Raw genomic sequence first — 20,987 nt, forward strand, 5'->3', positions numbered from 1 at the left:
CCATCAGTGCCATCACTTTCTGAATCACTTCTTTTTCAACAGGGTTGATACACCATGCGAAATGCAACTATTAGATTCTCCAGACGACAGAAACTCACAACAAGACGCGGAGCTGTCGTATGCCTGGCAGCTGCAATGATGATTATGATTCTCGCATTCCTCGCATTTACGGTTGATGTGGGATTCATCGCACTCACAAAAGCCCAGATGAAAGGCTGCTCCGATGCGGCGGCATTGTCTGGATCTCAAGAACTTATTCCACTCTTTAAACCCGGTGCGACCCTGACGTATGGACTCGCCCAAGACAACGCGGGACTAGCAGCTGAGGATATCGCAACTTACCATCGTTCAGGCGACCACAAACAGGCCTACTTAGAACGTAGTCGAGACGTCAAATTCGGCCAGTACTATCAAGACGAAAATAGCGGCGCCATGGTCAAACAGTATGATGTATGGCCGGCTAACTTTGTTGAAGTAACAACACGTCGTGATCAACCTCTCGGTCAGGGCGAAACGGCGGGCACTGGTAGCCCTGATTCATCACTTCCCCTGTTCTTCGCTCCCGCACTTGGCACACGCAGTGCTGATCTCCGTGTGCGATCCACAGCGGCTATGTTGCCGGGGATCGGTTTCCGCAAGCCCCCCGGAAACGGGCAAACCGTCGACATCCTGCCAATCGCACTCGACATCGAAACCTGGGAAGACCTACTTGCAGGTGTTGGGGACGATAACTTCAGTTACAACGAGCAAACCAAGCAGGTGTCATCAGGCACGGACGGAATCCTGGAAGTGAACCTGTACCCAACTGGTGATGGCTCACTGCCCCCGGGAAACCGAGGAACAGTCGACATCGGTGGCGCGAACAATAGTACGAATGATCTCAAGCGTCAGATTCTCTATGGAATTAGCCGTGAAGACTTCGACGAACTTGGGTTTGAACTGCGGTTCGATCAACAGTGCATTCTCAACGGCGACACTGGTCTGAGTGCTGGTATCAAAGCACAACTTGAAGCGATCATCGGCCAACCGCGTGCGATTCCACTTTTCAGCGACGTTTCGGGCCCCGGAAACAACGCGAACTATACGATTGAAAAATTTGTTGGTATTCGCATCCTAGAAGTCAAACTGACTGGCAGCCCAAAGAAGAAACGAGTGATTGTGCAGCCTTGCGAGTTTGTCAGTTCCTACGTCATCCCTGGCCCCGGCACGATCCAAGTCGACTCCATCCTGACTACACCAAGACTCATCGAGTAAGCATGGACGCTAGTCCTCTGAGGAGCATCGGCATTGTCTTACGACATGCCGATGCTTTTTTGTTGACTACACCTTGAGGAATTGCAATCGGCGGTCGAATTCGTACTTGAGGGGAGCTACAATGAGATGAGTCAGAGTTCGCTCTGATGAAGTTACCGAAATCATCAATGACAAAAACAGGACCACGACGATTGAAACAGATTGACCAAACACAGTCGGCGTCCGCGGTCCGTGAGGCTTGCCGTGCGGAACTCTGCACGGGTCCAACGTCAGGACTGGCAGCGGGATTCACCCAAGCGAATTTGGTCATCTTGCCAAGTGATTGGGCGGAGGAATTTCACGAGTTTTGTCGACTCAATCCGAAACCGTGCCCGTTGTTGGATGTCTTACCGGCCGGCGACCCGCACCCGCGAAAATGGGCCGACAACGCCGACATCCGCACTGATCTGCCTGCCTATCGTGTTTGGAAGCATGGCGAACTTGTCAGCGAGGTGACAAACATCGTCGATCTTTGGCAGGACGACTTTGTCAGCTTTCTGATTGGTTGTTCCTTCACATTTGAATCCGCACTCCTTGCAGACGGGCTGCCTGTGCGGCATATCGAATTGGGCACGAACGTCCCGATGTACCGCACAAACCAGCCCTGCACACCCGCTGGTCGCTTCCAAGGTAACCTGGTGGTTTCCATGCGTCCGTTCCAACCGGCCGACGCAATTCGGGCGGTGGAGATCACATCCCAGTTTCCGCAAGTTCATGGTTCACCGGTTCATATCGGTCTGCCGGAAATGATCGGTATTCACGACCTGCACCAGCCAGATTTTGGAGACCCTGTCCCGGTCCATGCCGATGAACTTCCGGTATTCTGGGCCTGCGGTGTGACACCGCAGGCGGTGTTGATGGAATCGCGTCCGCCGCTGGTCATCACCCATTCACCGGGCTGCATGTTCGTGACGGACCGCCGAAATTGCGACCTCCGTTCAGCGTGAGTTTCGCGGGAAATTCGTTTTGTCTTCGTGAAATCAACATCGACACATGCCAGGATCGCTCCACCCTCTCGGTAGCGGATTGTTTCCGTTACGCGAACGTTTTTGGTGGAGATCCTTGGATGTTTTTGGAATCGCTGACGGCGTTACAGTTTCGGATGGTCCATTCCCGAAACTTGGTTTACAACACATGTTGGGAAGATCCCCGTCTTGACCGTGTCGCATTGCAATTGGGTGAGAACGACACCATTGCCATGATCACCTCCGCCGGTTGCAATGCTTTGGATTACGCCTTGGACAATCCCAAGCGGATCGACGCGATCGACATGAATCCCCGCCAAAACGCCCTGCTGCAATTGAAGCAAGCGGCGATCCGAACGTTGGATTACTCCACGTTTTTTCAACTGTTCGGTGAAGGTCGACTGTTGAACTGGCGTGACATCTACGAGGGCAACTTGCGAGACATGCTGCCCGCTGAATCACAACAGTTTTGGGATCGTCGCGGCCACTCGTTCTTCACCGGCAAAGTGCGTCGCAGCTTCTACTTTCGAGGGTCCTCGGGAATATTCGCCTGGTTTGTGAACCACTATATGGATCGCGTCCTTCGAATTCGCGAAGCACTTGCGAACATGCTCTCGGCAAAGACGGTCGAGGAACAATGCGAAATCTATCAACGCGAACAACTCCGAAGTCGACTGTTCAAACCATACGTGCGATGGCTCGTGCGACGGAATTCGGTGCTGTCTATGCTGGGTGTGCCGAAGGCTCAACGGTTGCAGCTCGAACGAGGCCACGAAGGCGGAGTTGCTGAATACATCATGGATTGTATCGAAGCCGTCTTCGCCCGTTTGCCATTGCACGACAATTACTTCTGGCGGGTCTACATGACCGGAAGTTACACCAAGGATTGCTGCCCGGAATACCTGAAACGCAAGAACTTCGAGCGTCTCAAAGCCGGTCTGGTCGACCGCATCCACACGCACACCACAACTGTGACAGACTTCCTCAACAATCATACGGAACCGGTTTCGCGGTTTGTACTGCTTGATCACATGGACTGGATGAGCGTCGGACATCGGCAAAAGTGGTTGGCTGAAGAGTGGCAAGCCATCGCCGATCGATCTGCCCCCGACACCCGACTCATTTGGCGAAGTGCCGGTTTGACGGCGGACTTCATCGACTCAATCGAGATCGAACGCAACCAGACGCGAAACCGTGTGGGAGACTGGCTCGAATACGACACTGATCTAGCCACCGCACTGCACCCGAAGGATCGCGTCCACACGTACGGCAGCTTCTACATCGCCAAGACGACCAATTCTTGACGCGATCCCTATTGAAACTCCGGCCTCCAGATTGCTCGATTGATGACTTCCGAAATCTCGAAAACGGCCTCATCCTCCACTCCGCCGCGGTTTAACGATCTTCGCATCCTGTGGCACATGGTGGTGACGAGAGGTCGCGGAAAAACGCACCAGGAGCGACTGGAACACTTCTATGAGGGCCAAGCCGCGGGTTACGACGCCTTTCGTCGCCGCTTGTTGCACGGCCGAAGTGAAATGATCCGCTCCCTGCCCTTCCCGGAAAACGGTGTCTGGGTCGATCTGGGAGCCGGCACGGGAGAAAATGTCGAACATGCGGTTGAGAAACTCCCGAACTTGAAATCGGTGTACTTGGTCGATCTGTGTCGCCCACTGCTGAAAGTCGCTGAACAACGGATTTCCGATCGCGAATGGGACAATGTGGAAGTCGCGCACGGCGATGCCACAACGTTTTCCCCACCCGATGGCGTCGCCGATGTGGTAACGTTTTCCTACTCGCTGACTATGATTCCCGACTGGTTCGCAGCTCTGGAGAATGCACGTCGACTCCTCAAGCCTGGGGGAGTCATTGGGGTTAGTGATTTCTATGTATCGAGGAAACATCCTCCCGAGGGACGTCGTCGACATGGATGGGGAACGCGGACCTTTTGGCCGACTTGGTTCGCCACCGATGATGTCTTTCTCCATCCGGACCACCTCCCGGCGTTGCATCGGTATTTTGAACCGATCGACTGTGTTGAGGGCCGTGGAAAGGTTCCATACATCCCGTTTTTGCGGGCCCCGTACTACTACTTCATCGGTCGAAAAAAGGCCGATGCGTCTCTTCCGAACACATAACCTGAGACATCCCAATATCTTGCCAACGTAACAGGTCTCGTTGCGTGAATTTGTTGCCAACGGTTTGCAGCTTGAATAGGTGTGTCAATCTCCGTATACTCTGTGCGTTTGAAGCACACACCTAAGCTTGAAGTGTCAGCCGAAACCATTTGCAATCATCATCTCTTCCTACGTTGATGCGGTTGCCAACCGGCGAGCGTCGGTTTTTCGCAAAGCCGCTTCCAACAACCTTTCCCGCGGAACGGCCGCAAGCGGACTGCAATCGCCGACTCAAGAATTTGAATGCATCGCCACTCGCCAATCCTGTTGTGAGTTGAGCCAATCGACGCACCAGAATTGATGACTCGCGATCACGTATTGCACGCTTTTACCATCCTTTATTTGAAAGCCTATAAGTCGCGACATGACCGAGGTAGTTCCCTATCAGCAAACCAATGACCCCCGGGACGTTGTGCATCGAGCCGCACAACTTCTCGCACAGGGACATCTCATTGCGTTGCCGACAGATACCGTGTATGTCGTTGCTGCATCAGCACTTCAGGCAGAAGCCGTTGAGAAAATGGCGAAGGTCTTCCCGGATTCTCAAGCAGATGAGTCCGCTCCTCTTGCTCAATTCGCAGTGCGGAGCCGAGACGAACTTGAAGACTACATTCCCGAAGTGTCCGACGTCGTGAAACGGCTCATGCGTCGTTGCTGGCCGGGACCGATCACGCTTTCCTTGCCCACGGCTGCCAATGAGGGCCTGCTCGGCCAACTTCCAGAGCGAACACGCCAGGCAGTCACGCACACCACATCCGGTCGTGATCCGCATTTATGGTGCCGGATGCCCGATCATCCGTTCATTGACGATTTGCAATCACTGATGAAGGCGCCTTTGGTGCTTTCCCAAGACCGTTTCTCGGGTTCCTCGACGTGCGACGGCTTGATCTCACAAGTCGGTGATCATTTGGCAATGGCCATCGACGACGGTGACACTCAATACGGGTTACCGGCGACTGCCGTTGAAGTTGACGGCGAGCAGTGGCAAATTCTTAGCGAAGGTGCTGTATCGGCAAATCTGCTGAAGCGACTGACCGGACGAGTCTACCTATTCGTCTGCACCGGAAACACTTGTCGAAGCCCCATGGCCGAAGGTATCTTCCGCAAACTTGCCGCAGAGCGAATCGGTTGTAGCCAGGAAGAACTGGCCGACCGGGGCATTTTAGTGGTCTCCGCGGGACTGGCCGCCCATCGTGGCAGCCCAGCGAGTCCGGAATCGGTCGAAGCAGTTCGGGGATTGGGCGTCGATTTGGTGTCCCACTCCAGTCAACCATTAACATCCGACCTGCTCGATCAGTCAGACCACGTATTCACGATGACACAAAGTCATCTGGATTCGATTTTGATTGCCCGGCCCGACGCCGCTGACCGAGTTCGCATGCTCACGCAAGATAACCGAGATGTTCCCGATCCGATCGGGGGTACTCAAGATGACTACATACATTGCTTTCAAGAAATCGAACGCCAAGTCCGGGCCATTGTGGAAACCATCCCACAACCGTAATTCGTTACGCCCCGTCTGGCATGTCTTTAAATTTCTCAATCTTCCTTTGTGAGTCCATGATGAAAATCGCCATCGCGAGTGACCATCGCGGACGTTCTGCCAAAAGTCAAACGGCGAACCAACTTCGGGAACTTGGTCACGAAATGACTGACTTCGGTCCCGCCGATGACGAGAGCGTCGACTACCCCGATTTTGCCTCTGAAGTCGCCCAAAAAGTGAGCGCCGGTGAGTTCGATCGAGGAATTCTGATCTGCGGAACCGGGATCGGAATGTGCATCACCGCCAACAAATTTCCGGGAATTCGCGGCGTCAATTGCCATGATGAACTGACTGCCGAAATGAGCCGACGTCATAACGACGCCAACATCTTGTGCCTCTCGGGCGACCTGCTCAGCGACCAGTTGGTGGCTCGCATCGTGGATGTCTGGCTCAAAACGGAATTCGAGGGCGGACGGCATGCCCGGCGAGTTGACAAAATCTCACAGATCGAAACGCAGTTGAATAACGAGAACTCGACCAAGCCGAACTGAGTTCACGGTACGAATGAATCGCAACGGCATTAGTTGCCCAACGATCCCTGATTTTCGCGGATTGTTCTCTTGCAATCGAGCGGGCGTCTTGTCACCTTCAAACGCATTCGCACTTTTGCCCACAAGGACGCGTCATGGATCCCCAAACACTGCGGTTCGCAACGACACACGAATGGGTTGCTGTCGATGGTGACACTGCTACCATCGGCATTTCCAAATTCGCCGTCGATCAACTCACGGACCTCGTCTACATCGAACTTCCCGAACCGGGAACAACCTTTGAGAAAGGTGACGAGTTCGGTGTTGTCGAGAGTGTCAAAGCGGCCAGCGATTTGTACGCACCGATCAGCGGCGAAGTGGTCGAAGCCAACACCGCCTTGGAAGAAGACCAGTCGGCACTTTCGGACGACCCCTACGGTGACGGCTGGATTCTCAAGGTGAAGATTTCGTCGCAGGATGAAATCGAGCAACTACTTGACCATGCCGCTTATCAGCAGCACTGCGAATCGGAATCTCACTGAAAAACCGATTCAAACCCTGTTTTTTCGCAGCTTGCTGACTAGAATCACGCAAGCCGCGCTCTGATCCTTCACAAATTTTTGCTTCAGTTAGTCCCACCGAACTCGGGTTCCGGCCCAAGATCGGCAAGGACAGGAAGACATTCCGCCGTGCCCTATTTGTTTAACACTCCCGATCAAAAAAACGAGATGCTCGAAACGATCGGCGCCCGATCGGTGGATGAGTTATTCCAACAAATCCCTGCCCCGTTGCGGTTAGATCGCCCGCTCGACTTGCCAGCCCCACGGTGCGAACTGGAACTCGAAGCAGAAATTCGGCAACTGGCGGCGTCTAACGCGAACACAGCGAACCGTGTCTGCATGATGGGGGGCGGTGCTTACGATCACTTCATTCCCTCTGCGATTGATGAAATCGCGTCCCGCGGGGAATTCTACACCGCCTACACGCCCTACCAAGCGGAAGCCAGCCAAGGCACGTTGCAGGCGTTCTTTGAATACCAATCGCTGATCTGCCGTCTAACCGGCATGGATGTCTCCAATGCCAGCCTTTACGAAGGCGCGACGGCTGTCAGTGAAGCGGCATTCATGGCGATGCGAGTGAAGAACCGCTATGACCGAGTGGTCATGCTCGGCAGTGTTCATCCTGAATATCGGGAAGTTTTGGAGACGTACTGCTCCAACTTGCCAACCGAGATCGTCACCGTTCCCACACCGAACGGAGTCGCCGATCCCGACGCTGTGCGGGAAGCGATGAGTGAATCCACAGCTTGCCTGGTCATTCAACATCCGAACTTTTTCGGTTGTTTGGAAGACGCGAAAACACTGACCGACATCGCTCACGAATTCGGAGCGCTCGCGGTCGTGTCTTTCGATCCCATCAGTCTCGGGCTACTGCAAAAACCTGGTGAATATGGTGTCGATATCGCCGTCGCGGAAGGGCAATCGCTCGGTGTGCCTTTGCAGTATGGTGGACCATACTTGGGCATCTTGGCGTGTCGTCAGAAGTTCCTCCGCAAGATGCCAGGACGATTGATCGGGACCACCGTGGATCGTGACGGCAAACCCAGCTATGTCTTGAACTTGCAAGCCCGCGAACAACATATCCGTCGAGACAAAGCAACCAGCAACATCTGTACGAATCAAGGGTTACTCGCGTTGCGGGCGACGGTTTATCTGTCCCTGATGGGTCCACAAGGTCTGCGTGAGGTCGCGGAATTGTGTTGTCAGAAAGCCCATTACGCAGCCGAGCAACTCACGCAAATCGACGGTTTAGAACTCATGTTCTCGGGACCGTTCTTCAAAGAATTTGCCATTCGTTGTGAGCACGATCCGACCGAAATCCTGGAGAAAGCCCAGGCCGCTGGTTTCGACGTCGGCCCGAATTTGAAACAGTTCTCGACCATTGATTCCGGCAACGGTTTCCTCGTGGCTATCACAGAGAAACACACCAAGGCCGACATTGACCGCCTTGTGAACGTGCTCCGTGGTTAGGCCGTGTCACCCCGACCGACAAGATTGAATACTCTCCCGCTCGCTCTCCCCTGTCATTGAAATCTTCGATTGCACATGCGAAATACTCTCGCAACTCAAAGTCTGTTTGAACTCTCCCATGCCGGGCGGCGTGCGACTCAACTCCCGGAATGCGATGTCCCGGCTCGCCCGTTGGATGAACTACTCCCGGCGGAAAGCCTTGCAGAAGCACCGCCGGAGTTGCCGGAGATCACGGAGCCGGATGTGATTCGGCATTTCGTGAATCTGTCGACGTTGAACATGTCGGTGGATACGCATTTCTATCCACTCGGCAGTTGCACGATGAAGTACAACCCGAAGCGTCACGAACGCTTTGCGGGGATGCCGGGAATCGTGGATTTGCATCCATATGCGCCGGAGTCGGTCAGCCAGGGCATGTTGCAGATCATGTTTGAAATGCAACAGATGCTCGGTGAGATCGCCGGTTTGCCGGCCGTCTCCCTGCAACCGGCTGCGGGAGCCCAAGGTGAATTCGCGGCGTTGCTCACAGCGGCGGCATACTTCCGCGACAAAGGGGAAGACCGGCGGAAAGTTTTGTTCCCGTCTAGTGCGCATGGCACTAACCCTGCCAGTGCGGCTCTCGCAGGTTTCGAAACGGTGCAGCTGGAGGAATCTCCCGGCGGACTGGTTTCCATCGACGAGTTGCAATCGCACCTCGATGACCAAACCGCGGTGTTCATGATTACCAACCCGAACACTCTGGGGTTGTTCGAGCGGGACATCAAAGAGATTTCCAAGCGATTGCACGATGTGGGCGGCTTGGTTTACATCGATGGCGCGAACATGAACGCCATTCTGGGCATCACCCGGCCGGGCGACTTCGGTGGCGACATGATGCACTACAATGTCCACAAGACTTTCACCGGTCCACACGGAGCGGGTGGTCCGGGTGCCGGTCCGATTGCCGTGCGGGATTTCCTGGGCGACTACCTCCCCGGCCCGATCGTCACGCAAAGCGAGGACGGCACTTATCAACTGACCGACCCACCGAAGTCGATCGGACGAATGCGGTCCTTCTTTGGGAATGTTGGAATTCTGTTGCGAGGGTACTTCTACCTGCGAACCCTCGGACCGGACGGCCTGCGAGCTGTCTCCGAGAATGCGGTTCTCAACGCGAATTACCTCAAAGCATTGCTCAAAGATGTGCTGCCAGTGCCTCATGGCGAGTTCTGCATGCACGAATTTGTTGCGTCAGCCAAGGCATTGAAGACCGATCGTAACGTTTCCGCAATGGACATCGCCAAACGCTTGCTCGACTTCGGATTCCACGCCCCGACGGTTTACTTCCCGTTGGTGGTCGCCGAGGCGATGATGATGGAACCGACCGAAACCGAGTCGAAAGAAACACTCGACGCCTTCGCCGACACCATCAAGACCATCGTTACTGAAGACCCCGAGTTCCTGCGAAACGCACCGCACTCGACCCCGGTCAATCGACCCGACGAAGTGCACGCCGCCCGAAATCCCGTACTTCAATGGGTTTCCGGTCCTGCATAATTCGATCAACCAAGACGAGGACGACGTGACATCAGAACTCTGCATTGTCGAGCACACGCCAAATTCCGGGGCGTGGAACATGGCTTTGGACGAAGCGTTGCTCGAGGCGGCACTTGCGGAGGAGTTCGTCGTCTCGCGATGGTATCGCTGGTCGGAACCCACGTTATCGCTGGGATATTTTCAATCCCCCGATGATCCGCTGATCGACACGCGATTCCGAGATCTTCAGAAAGTCCGGCGGTTGTCGGGTGGTGGCGCGATTTTGCATGATCGCGAATGGACCTACTCCTGTGTGATCCCACCGTCGCACCCGCAATCGGAAACTCCGCTGCAGGTCTATCACCAAGCCCACGATGCGATCATCAGCGTTTTGAAACGCCATGGCGTTCCGGCGGCCTTGCGTGGTGAATTTCTCGACGCGTTGGAAGGGAATTTCCTCTGCTTTCAACGTGGCGATTCCCGAGACATCGTCTGCGATGGCAAGAAAATCCTGGGAAGTGCCCAACGCCGCCGACGCGGAGCAGTCCTGCAACATGGAAGTTTGATCGTCGAGGCCTCACCCGTCGCGCCGGAAATTCCCGGATTGAAAGAACAAGCCAATCTGGACACGTTGGATAACGACATCATCACCGAATTGGCCCAGGCACTTCATTCAGTGCTGCGGATAAATGAATTGGAATCCGGCAACCAGCTTTCCGATGAAACAGCGTATCCGCAATCCATTCTCGATCGGGCTACCGAACTCAAACACGAACGCTACGACGCTTTGGCCTGGGGTCGTCGACGAAAGTCATGAACCCTATTCCTGATGTCTTGATCACATCTCCACTCGATAATCGTTGTAATCGGGTAAACTGCTGAACTCAACGATTCTTCTCCGATCTTTCCAATCGTCTCGTTGACAGCCTCTAAGTCGGCTGATAGCGTGAATTTGATACGGGAGTATTCTTTTCCCGTTCACCGTGTCCGTGAGTCGTTACCAACCAGCTTCGCGGATGTACGATGTCAGCCCTCCGTTCTGAACGATTTGTTCCTGGAGCCGTCACTTATGTACAAAGTCCGCCTCAAAGCAATTGGCGGGAAGCATGATGGCCGCACGATCGCTGTCAAGAAGAACAAGTTTCTCATCGGTCGTGAACAAGACTGCCACCTACGCCCGAAGACCGACCTGGTGAGTCGCCATCATTGTGTCTTTTCGATTGACGACTATGGCGTCCGCCTCCGAGACTTGAGCAGTCGAAACGGAACATTCGTCAACGGCACGCAACTAACCGAAGACCGCAAGCTCGAACATGGCGACAAAGTCAGCTTTGCAGGTCTCGATTTTTGGATGATCATCAAGGAAGTCGAGTCGGACGAGTTGCAGCAATCGACTCCTTCTATGGAGCCGAGCGAGTTCAGTGAAGGTGCGGACGCGTCGGAACAAACGGCGGAAATGCCGATTCCGCAACTTCCCGAAGGCGGAGACCCCAACCAATTCCAGCCACAACCGCAGCAGCCGGGTATGCCGATGTCAGCGGAAGGCCAACCAATGCCCCCCTGGCCGGGTTACGGCATGCAACAACCACCAGGAGGCTACCCGCAGCAAATGCCACCGTGGGGATATCCGCCGCAACAAATGCCGCCTTGGGGTTATCCGCCGCAGCAGATGCCGGGATATCCACCTCAACAGTACCCTTATCCCCAGCAAGGATACCCCGAGCAACCTCCAGTCGAGGAAGAAGAACCGGAATCTGACGAAATGGAGTTGGACATTCGTTTGCCCGATCCGGATGAAACCGGAGCCGTCGAAGAGGAGCAAAAATCGGATGCCGGTCCGCCCCCCGAACGGGAAGGCAAGACCCCCGCGGAATTGGCGGCAGAAATGCTGAAGAAAGGTCGACGCGGTGGTGGTTAGATCGGACCGAAGTTGAGTCCAGCAAACGGTTCTCGACCATCCGCCGGACGATCGGATTCCCCCGAAAACGATTTAGGCTCTGGCGGATTGTTGGTCTTTGCATTAGGATCTTGGGTATCTCTATTCAGTGTCCTCCAGGTTTCCGTTCGGGAGACGAGTCGTGGCCGAGACAACAGACGCCCAACGTGATCAACAACGCCGCTACCGAGAATTCCTTGATTTGCTACCGCTAACGCTTTCTCTCGCAGGTCTTCCTGTTAGCGATCACGGAAAGTACTACACCGAAGACCAAATCGAAGCGCGGCTATTCACAATTCGCCACGCCTACAAATTCGCTCGGCAAGTTGCCCGGGAATGTATCAAAAGCTAGGCCGGAGTGCTGGCTTTGTGGTGTCGTGCTGTCTGGCTTCCGCGATTCTGAACGGGAAAACCTCTAAGATGCTGCGATTCGGTTTGCTTGCGATGTTCCTCGGCGTCCTCCTCGGCGGATGTTCCGGTGATTCCCCGTCACAGCCACAGAATACCACCGAAAACGAGGCGGCTCCGTCGCCCAACCCGGATGAAGTGGCCGACACGACTCCGTCCGATCCAGCAGCAACCGAACAAACGGAACCCCCAACTCCCAAACGGGAATTCCGTCCGATTCAACTTGGTGGCGGCACTTCGACGGACAACACACCATCCGCAACCGGCGATCCGAATGCCTTGGCTTCGACAGAATCGATTGAAGACGTCTTCAATGCTCTGCAACCGTTGAACATCCTCATCGGTGGTTGGGATACGACCACTCGAACGCAAGGTGCTGGCAAAGCCTCATGGCGAATTGCCCCCGAAACCGCACGCACCCAGCCAACATTGGAGATGACCACCGAAGACCACCCGTATTTTCAATCGGCCAAGCTGACGTATCTTCCCAGTCGGCAGGTGTTCCGAATGCTCGCTACCGACCGCGACGGAAAACAACGGACCTATGAAGGACAATACACCAAGAAACCCGAACTGAATCCGGGTGACGACGGAAAGTTGCAACGCACCTACGAGTTGGAACTTGCGGAAATCGGAAATGAGGACGCAAGAAAACTCGTAGGGGTCCGTTTCAACCAACAACGGAACAATCGGATGCTGATGGTTGTTCTGCGGCGAGTCGGGCAACGCATGCTTGTCCAAGACACGGTTGCAAACCAACGTCAAAACACGTCTTTTGCGATCTCCGACACCGATTACGGCGAGCGAGAGTGCATCGTTTCGCAAGGCTTGGGAACGTCGACAGTTAGCTTCATGGGGCGAACTTATTACGTGTGCTGTAGCGGCTGCCAAGCGGCTTTCAACGACAATCCGGAGTTCTGGATTGCCCAAGCCAAGGAACGCAAATCCAAGTCCGACAACTAAAGCCGTAAGATTTGCCCAGTCGACCGCACCCCGGTGAAATTCATCAAATCTTCTGAATTCGCGAATCGGTTGCTTGGCGGAAATCGTTCAATCGCTTAATCTGTAGCATAATTGTCACATTGGCGATGCTTGGGAAGCTCCGAAACATTCCCATTCCATAGCCTACTGACCAACATACAACGCTAGAAAACCATTGAATCACATGATGACCCCGCACGGGATGTGCGATGGAACTTGCTTCCAAGAATTGGGTTAGGGACATTCCTCGTGAATTTGTCATCGTTTCCCTACCGTTTTGTTTGCTTCATTGAGGAAGCTCCATGGAAGATGTGCTGCCTCCTTTCGATTCGCACCCTACCACATGGCTGACGCTGTCATCCCTATTGGTGATCGCAATCTTTTTTCGCTTTCATCGGTTGTGGTCGCTACGTAACGTGGATTTGTTGCTGCTGACTGGCTTCTCACCAGCGTTGCTGTTTCTACGGTCTGACCCCATGATCGCGAACACATGGTTGTTTGCATTGTCGCTGGGACTTTTGGTCCGTTTACTTTGTGATGGCTTGTTCGTTCGTCGGCCCAAACTGGACCAGAACCTAAACGCGACCGGTCTCCTTTTCTTGACGATTTGCGGAACCGTTTTACTTGTTGTTCGCGTGGTCACGCTTCCGGTTCCTAACTCGACATTGAAAACCGTGGAACGCAGCGAGCAAATGCGAAACCGGGTGGACGCTTCGAATGAAACGGCCGCGGCCGGCCCGACACCGACAATTCTGGCAGCCCAAGTTGGAGCCATTTCCGATGCTGTTGCGGCTGCCGACAACGTGACGACTGCCCCGACGATTCCGTCACGGAAGGCCGTCATCGCGGCTCGTGGGCTGGCAATTGTCGCTCACTTGGGAACAATCCTCGGTCTACTGGTTCTTGGACACCGAACATTTAGCGATGGTTCGCTTGGCTATGCGATGGCCCTGCTCTACTTGCTTCTGCCTTGCACGTTCTATCAATGTAGTGAAGTGATTCACGTCCTCCCGGCGGGTCTGGTTGTTTGGGCGTTCGTGTTCTGGCGGAAACCCATCGTCGCCGGTGTGTTCCTGGGACTCGCCTGCGGGACCTTATTTTTCCCGATTTTCCTCCTGCCGGTTTGGGTGGCGTTCTACGGGCGAACGAAATTCCTTCGCTTCGCGACCGCGTTGCTGATCGTCGGCACCTGCCTGCTGGGAAGTCTCGCACTGACCTCCGCAGACCCAAGCTCATTCGGTCGACAGACATTCGGAGCCATCGACTGGAGCGTATTGAGCTTTCAGTCCGCCGGTGCCAACGGATTTTGGGGAGCCGGAATGAACGCCTATCGTCTTCCGGTATTCGTGGCGTACGTGATTATGCTCGTCGCACTGACCGTCTGGCCGCGTCGGAAATCCCTGGAACACTTAATGGCATCATCGACGGCCTTAATCGTTGGCACTCAGTTTTGGTATCCGCAAGCTGGCGGAGTGTATTTGCTCTGGTATCTTCCCCTGACACTCGCCGTCTGCTTCCGACCACGCCTCATTCAGCTTCAACTTGAGACCCCAGTACTCAACGACCGAGCCACCACACTCGGACCTGCCGGGCGACAGTTGGTGAAACCCACCTCAACCACCGCCCTCTTCCGCTAACGCCGTTGACTTCCAATCGAGACAGTTTCTGTCTCGTAGAGACCCGCAGGACGTATCATTCGTTGGCAAACTGCGTTGGCATTCGTCCCAGACTGACGATGCTACACGCTTGGATCACAGTCAGACCAAGCTGTTCGGCCTCCGCTACGACTTCATCGCTTTCGCTGCCGGGGTTCAACCACAGTTCGGCGGGGTGCACTTCAGCAATCTGCGGTAGCAACTCCAGAACGACTTCCGGTGGCAAATAAACGCTGACACGGTTGAGGCGTTCGACCGGGATATCGGCAAGCGTTTTGTAACAGGGGAGCCCTTCAATCTCTTCCGCCGACGGGTTGACCGGATAAACGGCGTACCCTTCCGATTGGTGGGCCCGGACCGCCTTGTTCCCAAACTTGTGACGTTGCCGGCTCGCACCGAGAATTGCAACCGTTTTCTCACTCACAGCATCCCCTCCTGATCCAAGAACAGCGTTCATCACGTGCCCGCGATTTCCGGTCCTGCCATACTATACCAAGAACCGTGGAAAGTAGAGGGAAGATAAATCCTGACTTCAACTGGGAATGATGGCATGGTGTGGGGGGATTCCTTACAATGCCAGCCCGAAACGACATCACCTCAGAATTTCCCAGACAGGCATGACAAGACGATGGAACGAGTCATTGAGCCCTCAACCGTGGAACTCGATCGGTTACGGTATCGACGATTGTTCCCATGGATTCACCTGACCCGTGCCTTCCGGATTGCACTCGATTTTCGCAAGCTACTGCTTGGCGGACTGGCCCTCCTGCTTTTGTCGCTCGGGCAACAGGCAATCGTGCATTTGCCGATCGGTCCCCCCGATGGCATGCCGAACGTCTCGGCGGTGGAATTCACCCCCACAATCCCGGTGACTGGTCTCGGAAACCCGGCGACTTGGTTCACAAGCTGGCCGATTTTAGTCTCGCCGTTGCAGTCGATCTGGAAACCGGCCGCGATGTTGCTTCAACCGGAACTGACCTGGACGGAAGCCATAGTGGCATTGGCCCTGCTCCTCTGGGCAGTTCTTGTCTGGTCGTTTTTCGCAACGATGATCACACGAATGGCGGCCGTGCAGTTTGCGCGAGATGAAAAGATCTCCCTCAATCAAGCAGCACGGTTTGCCATCGCCCGATTCTTGCAGGTCTTTTCTTCCCCCCTGCTTCCAATCGGGTTCATTTTCGGATTTTGGATTCTGCTGTTTTGTGGTGGAATCATCGGCCGCATCCCGGCAGTTGGGCCGGTTCTGGTCGGCGTCTTCTGGGGAATTGCCCTCGTGTGCGGGCTCGCAATGACGCTGCTTCTGATCGGTCTTGCCGTTGGTTGGCCAATCATGATCGCCACCGTCAGCACTCAGGGCACCGATGGATTCGACGGGTTTAGCCGTTCCTTTGACTACGTGTTCAGCCGGCCAATCCACTTTGCGTGGTTTACAGTCGTTTCAATCGGCCTCGGTGTGCTGAGTTTGGCTTTGGTTTCTGTCGGGGCATTGCTCATCTTGTATTTGGCGTCCTGGCCAATCACGCGGGGAATGGGTGGTTCCGATCTCGTGACCTGGAACACGATCTTTGAACTATTCACCTCGAAAGGCTTTCCCAGCCCACAATACCCTGCAGTGATGGCCCTCACGATTTGGCTGCGGGCTTTTGGACTATTGGTGGCGGGGTTCGTGCCAAGTTACTTCTGGACATCCAGCACAATCATGTTCTTCTTGCTGCGACAAAGTACGGACGCCAATGAACTGACGGAAGTCTGGATGCCACTCGATGACGAGGACGACGAGAACCTCATCCGCTTGGCTGGAGTGGCCGCGACTGATCACCCGGTCAGCGAACGTCCCGTTCATCCGGAAGGAAGCAGCACTCCCGATCCTGGAGAGAACAACGAGTAAGAACACAAACCGCGAGTGGCTCGGACCGGCAACGGTCCGACTGCAGCGGGTCTGTCTCGTGCCAAACGCGGAGACGGTAAACGGTGATATCGTCTAAGAGATTTCTGTGGGACGATCGTCGTCCATCAGATTGCCGATGTCCGTCAGCGTTGTTTCACTCTCGATGCCCTGCTGATCGAACACGGGCGGTTGGATAGCGGTTTCGCCGTCGTCAAACGGTGCATTGTCGCCATCCGCCTGGTTGGCGGCCTCCATGGAATCCACGGATTCGCCATCTTCAAGCAGCCGGTAGACAACACCCGTATCAACCTGCTCAAACCCGGCGGATTTCAGCGTGGCCATCGCAGCGGAGTTTGTCTCACTGGCATGAGCCTCCACGCGAGTCACCATTTCTTCCCGCATCCGGCGACAAACTTCGACCAAGAGTGCCTGACCATAACCTTGTTGCCGTTCCGAGTCGGCAACTTCCAGGTTCGTCAGACCGATCGCACGTTCTTGCCAACGATCCAAATAGAGATCGAGTCCAAGAACAGTCACTTCAGCGACAGGGACATTATCCCCGCGACCGACGAGGTGAAACCGCACTGTGTCGAGACGACCAAGCCGCGTGATCCACCACCAATCAAGTGGTTGCCGTTGGTAGGCGATCGCGAGCTGGGTCTTTCGCCGCACACCTGCCAAACGCATATTGACCGGATCGGTCTTGTTGCACAAATCCCTTTGGAAAATCGCGTGTCGTTCAAACGGAGCGTAACCGACGGACCGAAAGAAGGGGTCGGCAGCAGAATCGGAAAGCAGAAAACCCGATGGTTGACTGCCACCGTACATCCCGAAGTAAAATGAGTCGAGCGGTTCCGCTTGACCGGCGAAGATGGTCGCAGCACCGCGATCTCGCAGATAAGCTTCCGCTTTCCGCACGAGTTCACGACCAATCCCTTGGCGACGAAAGTCCGGGTGGACCAACACCATGCAGATCACACCGGTTTGCTGATCCAGGTTGGTTTGGTCCTCATTCACACCGAAACCAGCGTGAACCATGCCAACGACGTTTTCTTCTTCACAAGCGAGGATCAGCCCCGCACGGTCGAAGTAAGGTTGGGCAAAGTTCAAGTATTCGAACGCATCGGTCCTGAGATTTCCGGCGGCACCGCGACCCAAACCGCTGTTTTCCCATAACTCGGCGACCTGTGGTGGGTCACCGTTTTGGAACGTTCGATACTCAATCACGAAGCTGACGCCTTCCGCAAAGTGCAAACGCCGTTCAGATGAACCACCAACCGTGGGACGGGGACGTCAATCACCCGATATCTCATCACCAAAGGCCCATTGTAACAAATCGACGCGCGGACACGTTCCGGATTTCTTCAAACCCATCAGAAGAACGACATTTTTGAAACAGCGACTTCGTCAGCAAGTTCGAATCTCGGTCAATTTCCCGCCAATGAGCGTGGACGATATTGCTCGGACGATTGGAATCGAGCTGCCACGCTGCATTGCCTGGGCCAGAGAATTAGAGAATCGATCGTGCGGCTTCGACGATGTTTCCTGCCGTCAAACCGTATTTTTCCAACAAACCATCCGGGTCGCCACTTTCGGCGTACTGGTCGCCGACGTTGACGAAGCTCATGGGCACAGGTCGCGTGCGAGCTGTCACCATGGACACCGCGGAACCCAATCCACCGGCGGCGAGGTGTTCTTCGGCAACGACGATTCGACCGGTTTCCGTGGCCGCTTTGATGATTGCTTCTTCGTCAATCGGCTTGACCGTGTGCATGTCGATGACGCGAGCAGCAATTCCACTGTCTTTCAGGCTTTTCGCTGCATCCAACGCCATGCCGACCATCAGACCGTTGGCGATGATGGTGATGTCGTCTCCGTCAGTGAGCTGAATCGACTTGCCGAATTGGAAATCGCAACCATCTGGGTAGACAACCGGAGCTTTCGGACGTCCCAAACGGAGATAAACCGGCCCGTTGTGCTCCAACATGGCCTTGGTCGCAGCTTGGGTGCTGACAGCATCGGTTGGAACGCAAACGGTCACACCGGGCAAGCAACTTGCCAAGGCGACGTCTTCGATCCCCATCTGCGAAGGACCGTCTTCGCCGATGGAAATCCCAGCGTGCGAACCAACAAGTTTGACGTTCAAGTTCGGGAACGCGACGGACATCCGAATTTGGTCGAACGCATTGTTCAGTAGAAAGCACGCAAAGCTTGCGACCACAGCGGTTTTGCCCTGTGCTGCCAACCCGCCAGCCACACTGACCATGTTACTTTCAGCAATACCGACGTTGAACGATCGGTTCGGGAACTTCTGCGCGAACCATTCCGTTCGGGTCGAGTTTCCAACATCGCCGTCGACCGTCACTACTTCCGGGAACTGGTCGCCCAAGTCTCGCAACGCCTCGCCGAAGGCATCGCGGGTGGCCTGCCCCATTTTCAACCCACTAATTTCACCAATTGCCATGGTGGGATCTCACTCTTGTAATCTAAATGTCTTGTGAACGAAGGAATGCGACTGTCACAACATCCGCGTGTTTCCGCTTGACTGCACTGTCTTTAGGACAGCATTGCCAAGGCTTTTTCGGCCATTTCCGGTGGCAGCGGTTTGCCGTGGAAGTTCGTGTCGCCAGCTTCTTCGAGTAGCGGCAGAATCCCGAAGCCTTTTTGCGTTTCAGAAACAATGCAGGTAGGCCGATCGGTCACGGTTTTTGCCGTTTCCAGGGCTTTGACGACGGCTTCCATATCGTTGCCGGGAATCGTCTGCACATGCCAACCGAACGCTTCAACCTTTGAGGCGAACGGTTTTTGATCGAGCACGTCTTTGGTGGCACCGGTTTGTTGGTAGCCGTTTTGATCGATAATCGCGGTCAGGTTGCCGGTGCCGTACTTCTGAGCGGCAGCCATGGCTTCCCAGACCTGTCCTTCGCCCATTTCGCCATCGCCGATCATGACGTAAACTTGCGAATCGAGGTTGTCCATTTTGCAGCCGAGCGCCACGCCCAAGCCGATCGACAACCCTTGTCCGAGCGAACCGGTGGAAGCTTCGATGCCGGGCATCCGCTTCATGTTCGGGTGGCCTTCGAACTTACTGCCGAGTTTTCGCAGCGTCATGGTGTCTTCGACGGGGAAGTACCCCCGCTCTGCCATGGCCGCATACAAGACGGGCACTGCATGGCCTTTGCTCATGATGAACCGGTCACGAGCTGGGTCCGTTGGGTTGTCCGGGTCCACGCGGAGGAAGCCGCCGAAGTACAACGCCGTGACCACTTCCGTCGCCGAAAGGCTACTGGAAGGGTGACCGCTCCCGGCTTCTGTTGTCATCCGAATAATTTCTTTGCGGATGTCCAACGCTTTGGATTTTAGATCGTCAAGAGATAGTTGTGTCGCTGTAACACCCACGTTCGGTCCTTTGGATCGAGTCAGCTACAGAAATGGTTATCGCGAATGCCAGTTTTCAGAGAAAAGCGGCCGACGGATTGCCGTCTTCGCGACCGTCTCAACATGCTAACGACCCCGGTTCCGACTCGCAAGCAGCGCAAGCGGGGTTTGTCGCGCCCGTTCCCGAGATTCCCTGCACCGAGACTTGCCGATCAGGAACCGAATGCGTGAAAATGAGCAAAGATGCCGACCCCCGAATCATCGGAGTCCCCACATGCACGACAGTGAACTCTCGGACGATCAACTCCTCGCTTGGTTAGATGAAGCGTTGACTCCGGAGCGGATGTCGGAGATCGAAAGAGAACTTCGCGACTCGGAACCGCTCAGAAATCGCATGGCGGGCCTGATTCGTCGACGCGATGACGGCGTGCATTCCGTGGGAGAAATTTGGCGGCGGCACCGCCTCACCTGCCCGACCCGAGTCGATCTCGGTAGTTGGCTCCTGGGATCGCTCGATACGGAATACGCAAAGTATATCGACTTCCATATCCGTACCGTCGGATGTCGCATTTGTTCCGCCAACCTGACTGACCTGGAAAACTCTGCCCAACCCACCGAAGACTCCACCCGCCGACGCCGCCGCTTCTTCCAAAGCTCCGCCGGACATTTACCGAAACCCGAATAAACGCGTTCCACACAACTCGTGCAGAAAGAAACGCGAGACACAGCCCGGCGGCCACACAGACAC

The 20,987-nt window shown here is 55.0% G+C and carries 20 protein-coding genes; 16 read left to right on the forward strand and 4 right to left on the reverse strand.

Annotated elements, in window-relative coordinates; translation table 11 throughout:
- The first annotated feature begins 54 nt into the window (after positions 1 to 54).
- The 14 genes from G6R38_RS17055 (at position 55) to G6R38_RS17120 (ending at position 14,955) form a co-directional block, all read left to right on the forward strand.
- On the forward strand, positions 55 to 1,254 hold the full coding sequence (locus G6R38_RS17055; protein ID WP_390881406.1) for a pilus assembly protein TadG-related protein: 1,200 nt from the start codon (positions 55 to 57) through the stop codon (positions 1,252 to 1,254).
- A 167-nt stretch (positions 1,255 to 1,421) separates the two neighbouring features.
- Entirely contained in the window at positions 1,422 to 2,240 is an 819-nt protein-coding gene (locus G6R38_RS17060) for a putative hydro-lyase (RefSeq protein WP_166828543.1), read from the forward strand.
- A 119-nt stretch (positions 2,241 to 2,359) separates the two neighbouring features.
- A complete protein-coding gene (locus G6R38_RS17065) occupies positions 2,360 to 3,562 on the forward strand; it encodes a DUF3419 family protein (RefSeq protein WP_166828546.1) in 1,203 nt (400 codons plus the stop codon).
- A 42-nt stretch (positions 3,563 to 3,604) separates the two neighbouring features.
- On the forward strand, positions 3,605 to 4,396 hold the full coding sequence (locus tag G6R38_RS17070) for a class I SAM-dependent methyltransferase (RefSeq protein ID WP_166828549.1): 792 nt from the start codon (positions 3,605 to 3,607) through the stop codon (positions 4,394 to 4,396).
- Between the two features lie 403 nt (positions 4,397 to 4,799).
- Positions 4,800 to 5,939, forward strand: coding sequence for an arsenate reductase/protein-tyrosine-phosphatase family protein (locus G6R38_RS17075; RefSeq protein WP_166828552.1), 1,140 nt, complete (start codon positions 4,800 to 4,802; stop codon positions 5,937 to 5,939).
- A 56-nt stretch (positions 5,940 to 5,995) separates the two neighbouring features.
- The gene (rpiB, locus tag G6R38_RS17080; protein ID WP_240928236.1) at positions 5,996 to 6,469 is read left to right on the forward strand and encodes a ribose 5-phosphate isomerase B; all 474 of its coding nucleotides are present in this window, start codon (positions 5,996 to 5,998) and stop codon (positions 6,467 to 6,469) included.
- Positions 6,470 to 6,603: 134 nt separating this feature from the next.
- Positions 6,604 to 6,990, forward strand: a complete 387-nt coding sequence (gene gcvH, locus G6R38_RS17085; RefSeq protein ID WP_166828555.1) for a glycine cleavage system protein GcvH — start codon at positions 6,604 to 6,606, stop codon at positions 6,988 to 6,990.
- Between the two features lie 147 nt (positions 6,991 to 7,137).
- Positions 7,138 to 8,478, forward strand: a complete 1,341-nt coding sequence (gene gcvPA, locus G6R38_RS17090) for an aminomethyl-transferring glycine dehydrogenase subunit GcvPA (protein ID WP_166828558.1) — start codon at positions 7,138 to 7,140, stop codon at positions 8,476 to 8,478.
- 75 nt (positions 8,479 to 8,553) lie between these two features.
- Positions 8,554 to 10,014, forward strand: coding sequence for an aminomethyl-transferring glycine dehydrogenase subunit GcvPB (gcvPB, locus tag G6R38_RS17095; protein WP_166828562.1), 1,461 nt, complete (start codon positions 8,554 to 8,556; stop codon positions 10,012 to 10,014).
- Between the two features lie 25 nt (positions 10,015 to 10,039).
- Positions 10,040 to 10,810: a lipoate--protein ligase family protein gene (locus G6R38_RS17100; protein WP_166828565.1), complete on the forward strand. Its 771-nt coding sequence runs from the start codon at positions 10,040 to 10,042 to the stop codon at positions 10,808 to 10,810.
- A gap of 252 nt (positions 10,811 to 11,062) precedes the next feature.
- Positions 11,063 to 11,911, forward strand: a complete 849-nt coding sequence (locus tag G6R38_RS17105; protein WP_166828568.1) for an FHA domain-containing protein — start codon at positions 11,063 to 11,065, stop codon at positions 11,909 to 11,911.
- 160 nt (positions 11,912 to 12,071) lie between these two features.
- Positions 12,072 to 12,281: a hypothetical protein gene (locus G6R38_RS17110; protein WP_166828572.1), complete on the forward strand. Its 210-nt coding sequence runs from the start codon at positions 12,072 to 12,074 to the stop codon at positions 12,279 to 12,281.
- A gap of 68 nt (positions 12,282 to 12,349) precedes the next feature.
- Positions 12,350 to 13,300: a hypothetical protein gene (locus G6R38_RS17115; RefSeq protein WP_166828576.1), complete on the forward strand. Its 951-nt coding sequence runs from the start codon at positions 12,350 to 12,352 to the stop codon at positions 13,298 to 13,300.
- Positions 13,301 to 13,620: 320 nt separating this feature from the next.
- Positions 13,621 to 14,955: a hypothetical protein gene (locus G6R38_RS17120; protein ID WP_166828579.1), complete on the forward strand. Its 1,335-nt coding sequence runs from the start codon at positions 13,621 to 13,623 to the stop codon at positions 14,953 to 14,955.
- Positions 14,956 to 15,010: 55 nt separating this feature from the next.
- Here the strand turns inward: G6R38_RS17120 and G6R38_RS17125 are convergent, their stop codons facing one another.
- Positions 15,011 to 15,397 (reverse strand): CoA-binding protein, encoded by a 387-nt coding sequence (locus G6R38_RS17125; RefSeq protein WP_240928237.1) that lies wholly within the window; start codon positions 15,395 to 15,397, stop codon positions 15,011 to 15,013.
- A 204-nt stretch (positions 15,398 to 15,601) separates the two neighbouring features.
- Here G6R38_RS17125 and G6R38_RS17130 point away from each other — a divergent pair, with 204 nt between their 5' ends.
- Positions 15,602 to 16,861, forward strand: coding sequence for a hypothetical protein (locus G6R38_RS17130; RefSeq protein WP_166828585.1), 1,260 nt, complete (start codon positions 15,602 to 15,604; stop codon positions 16,859 to 16,861).
- Positions 16,862 to 16,954: 93 nt separating this feature from the next.
- Here G6R38_RS17130 and G6R38_RS17135 read toward each other — a convergent pair whose 3' ends face one another.
- The 3 genes from G6R38_RS17135 to G6R38_RS17145 form a co-directional block, all read right to left on the reverse strand.
- The gene (locus G6R38_RS17135; protein WP_166828588.1) at positions 16,955 to 18,088 is read right to left on the reverse strand and encodes a GNAT family N-acetyltransferase; all 1,134 of its coding nucleotides are present in this window, start codon (positions 18,086 to 18,088) and stop codon (positions 16,955 to 16,957) included.
- Between the two features lie 283 nt (positions 18,089 to 18,371).
- On the reverse strand, positions 18,372 to 19,325 hold the full coding sequence (locus G6R38_RS17140; RefSeq protein ID WP_166828591.1) for a transketolase family protein: 954 nt from the start codon (positions 19,323 to 19,325) through the stop codon (positions 18,372 to 18,374).
- A gap of 92 nt (positions 19,326 to 19,417) precedes the next feature.
- The gene (locus G6R38_RS17145; protein ID WP_166828594.1) at positions 19,418 to 20,260 is read right to left on the reverse strand and encodes a transketolase; all 843 of its coding nucleotides are present in this window, start codon (positions 20,258 to 20,260) and stop codon (positions 19,418 to 19,420) included.
- A gap of 253 nt (positions 20,261 to 20,513) precedes the next feature.
- On the opposite strand from G6R38_RS17145, the gene G6R38_RS17150 reads away from it, so the two are divergent.
- Positions 20,514 to 20,924: an anti-sigma factor gene (locus G6R38_RS17150; RefSeq protein WP_166828597.1), complete on the forward strand. Its 411-nt coding sequence runs from the start codon at positions 20,514 to 20,516 to the stop codon at positions 20,922 to 20,924.
- Positions 20,925 to 20,987: the final 63 nt, after the last annotated feature.

This window comes from Thalassoroseus pseudoceratinae, from assembly GCF_011634775.1.
In the GTDB taxonomy this organism is placed as follows: domain Bacteria; phylum Planctomycetota; class Planctomycetia; order Planctomycetales; family Planctomycetaceae; genus Thalassoroseus; species Thalassoroseus pseudoceratinae.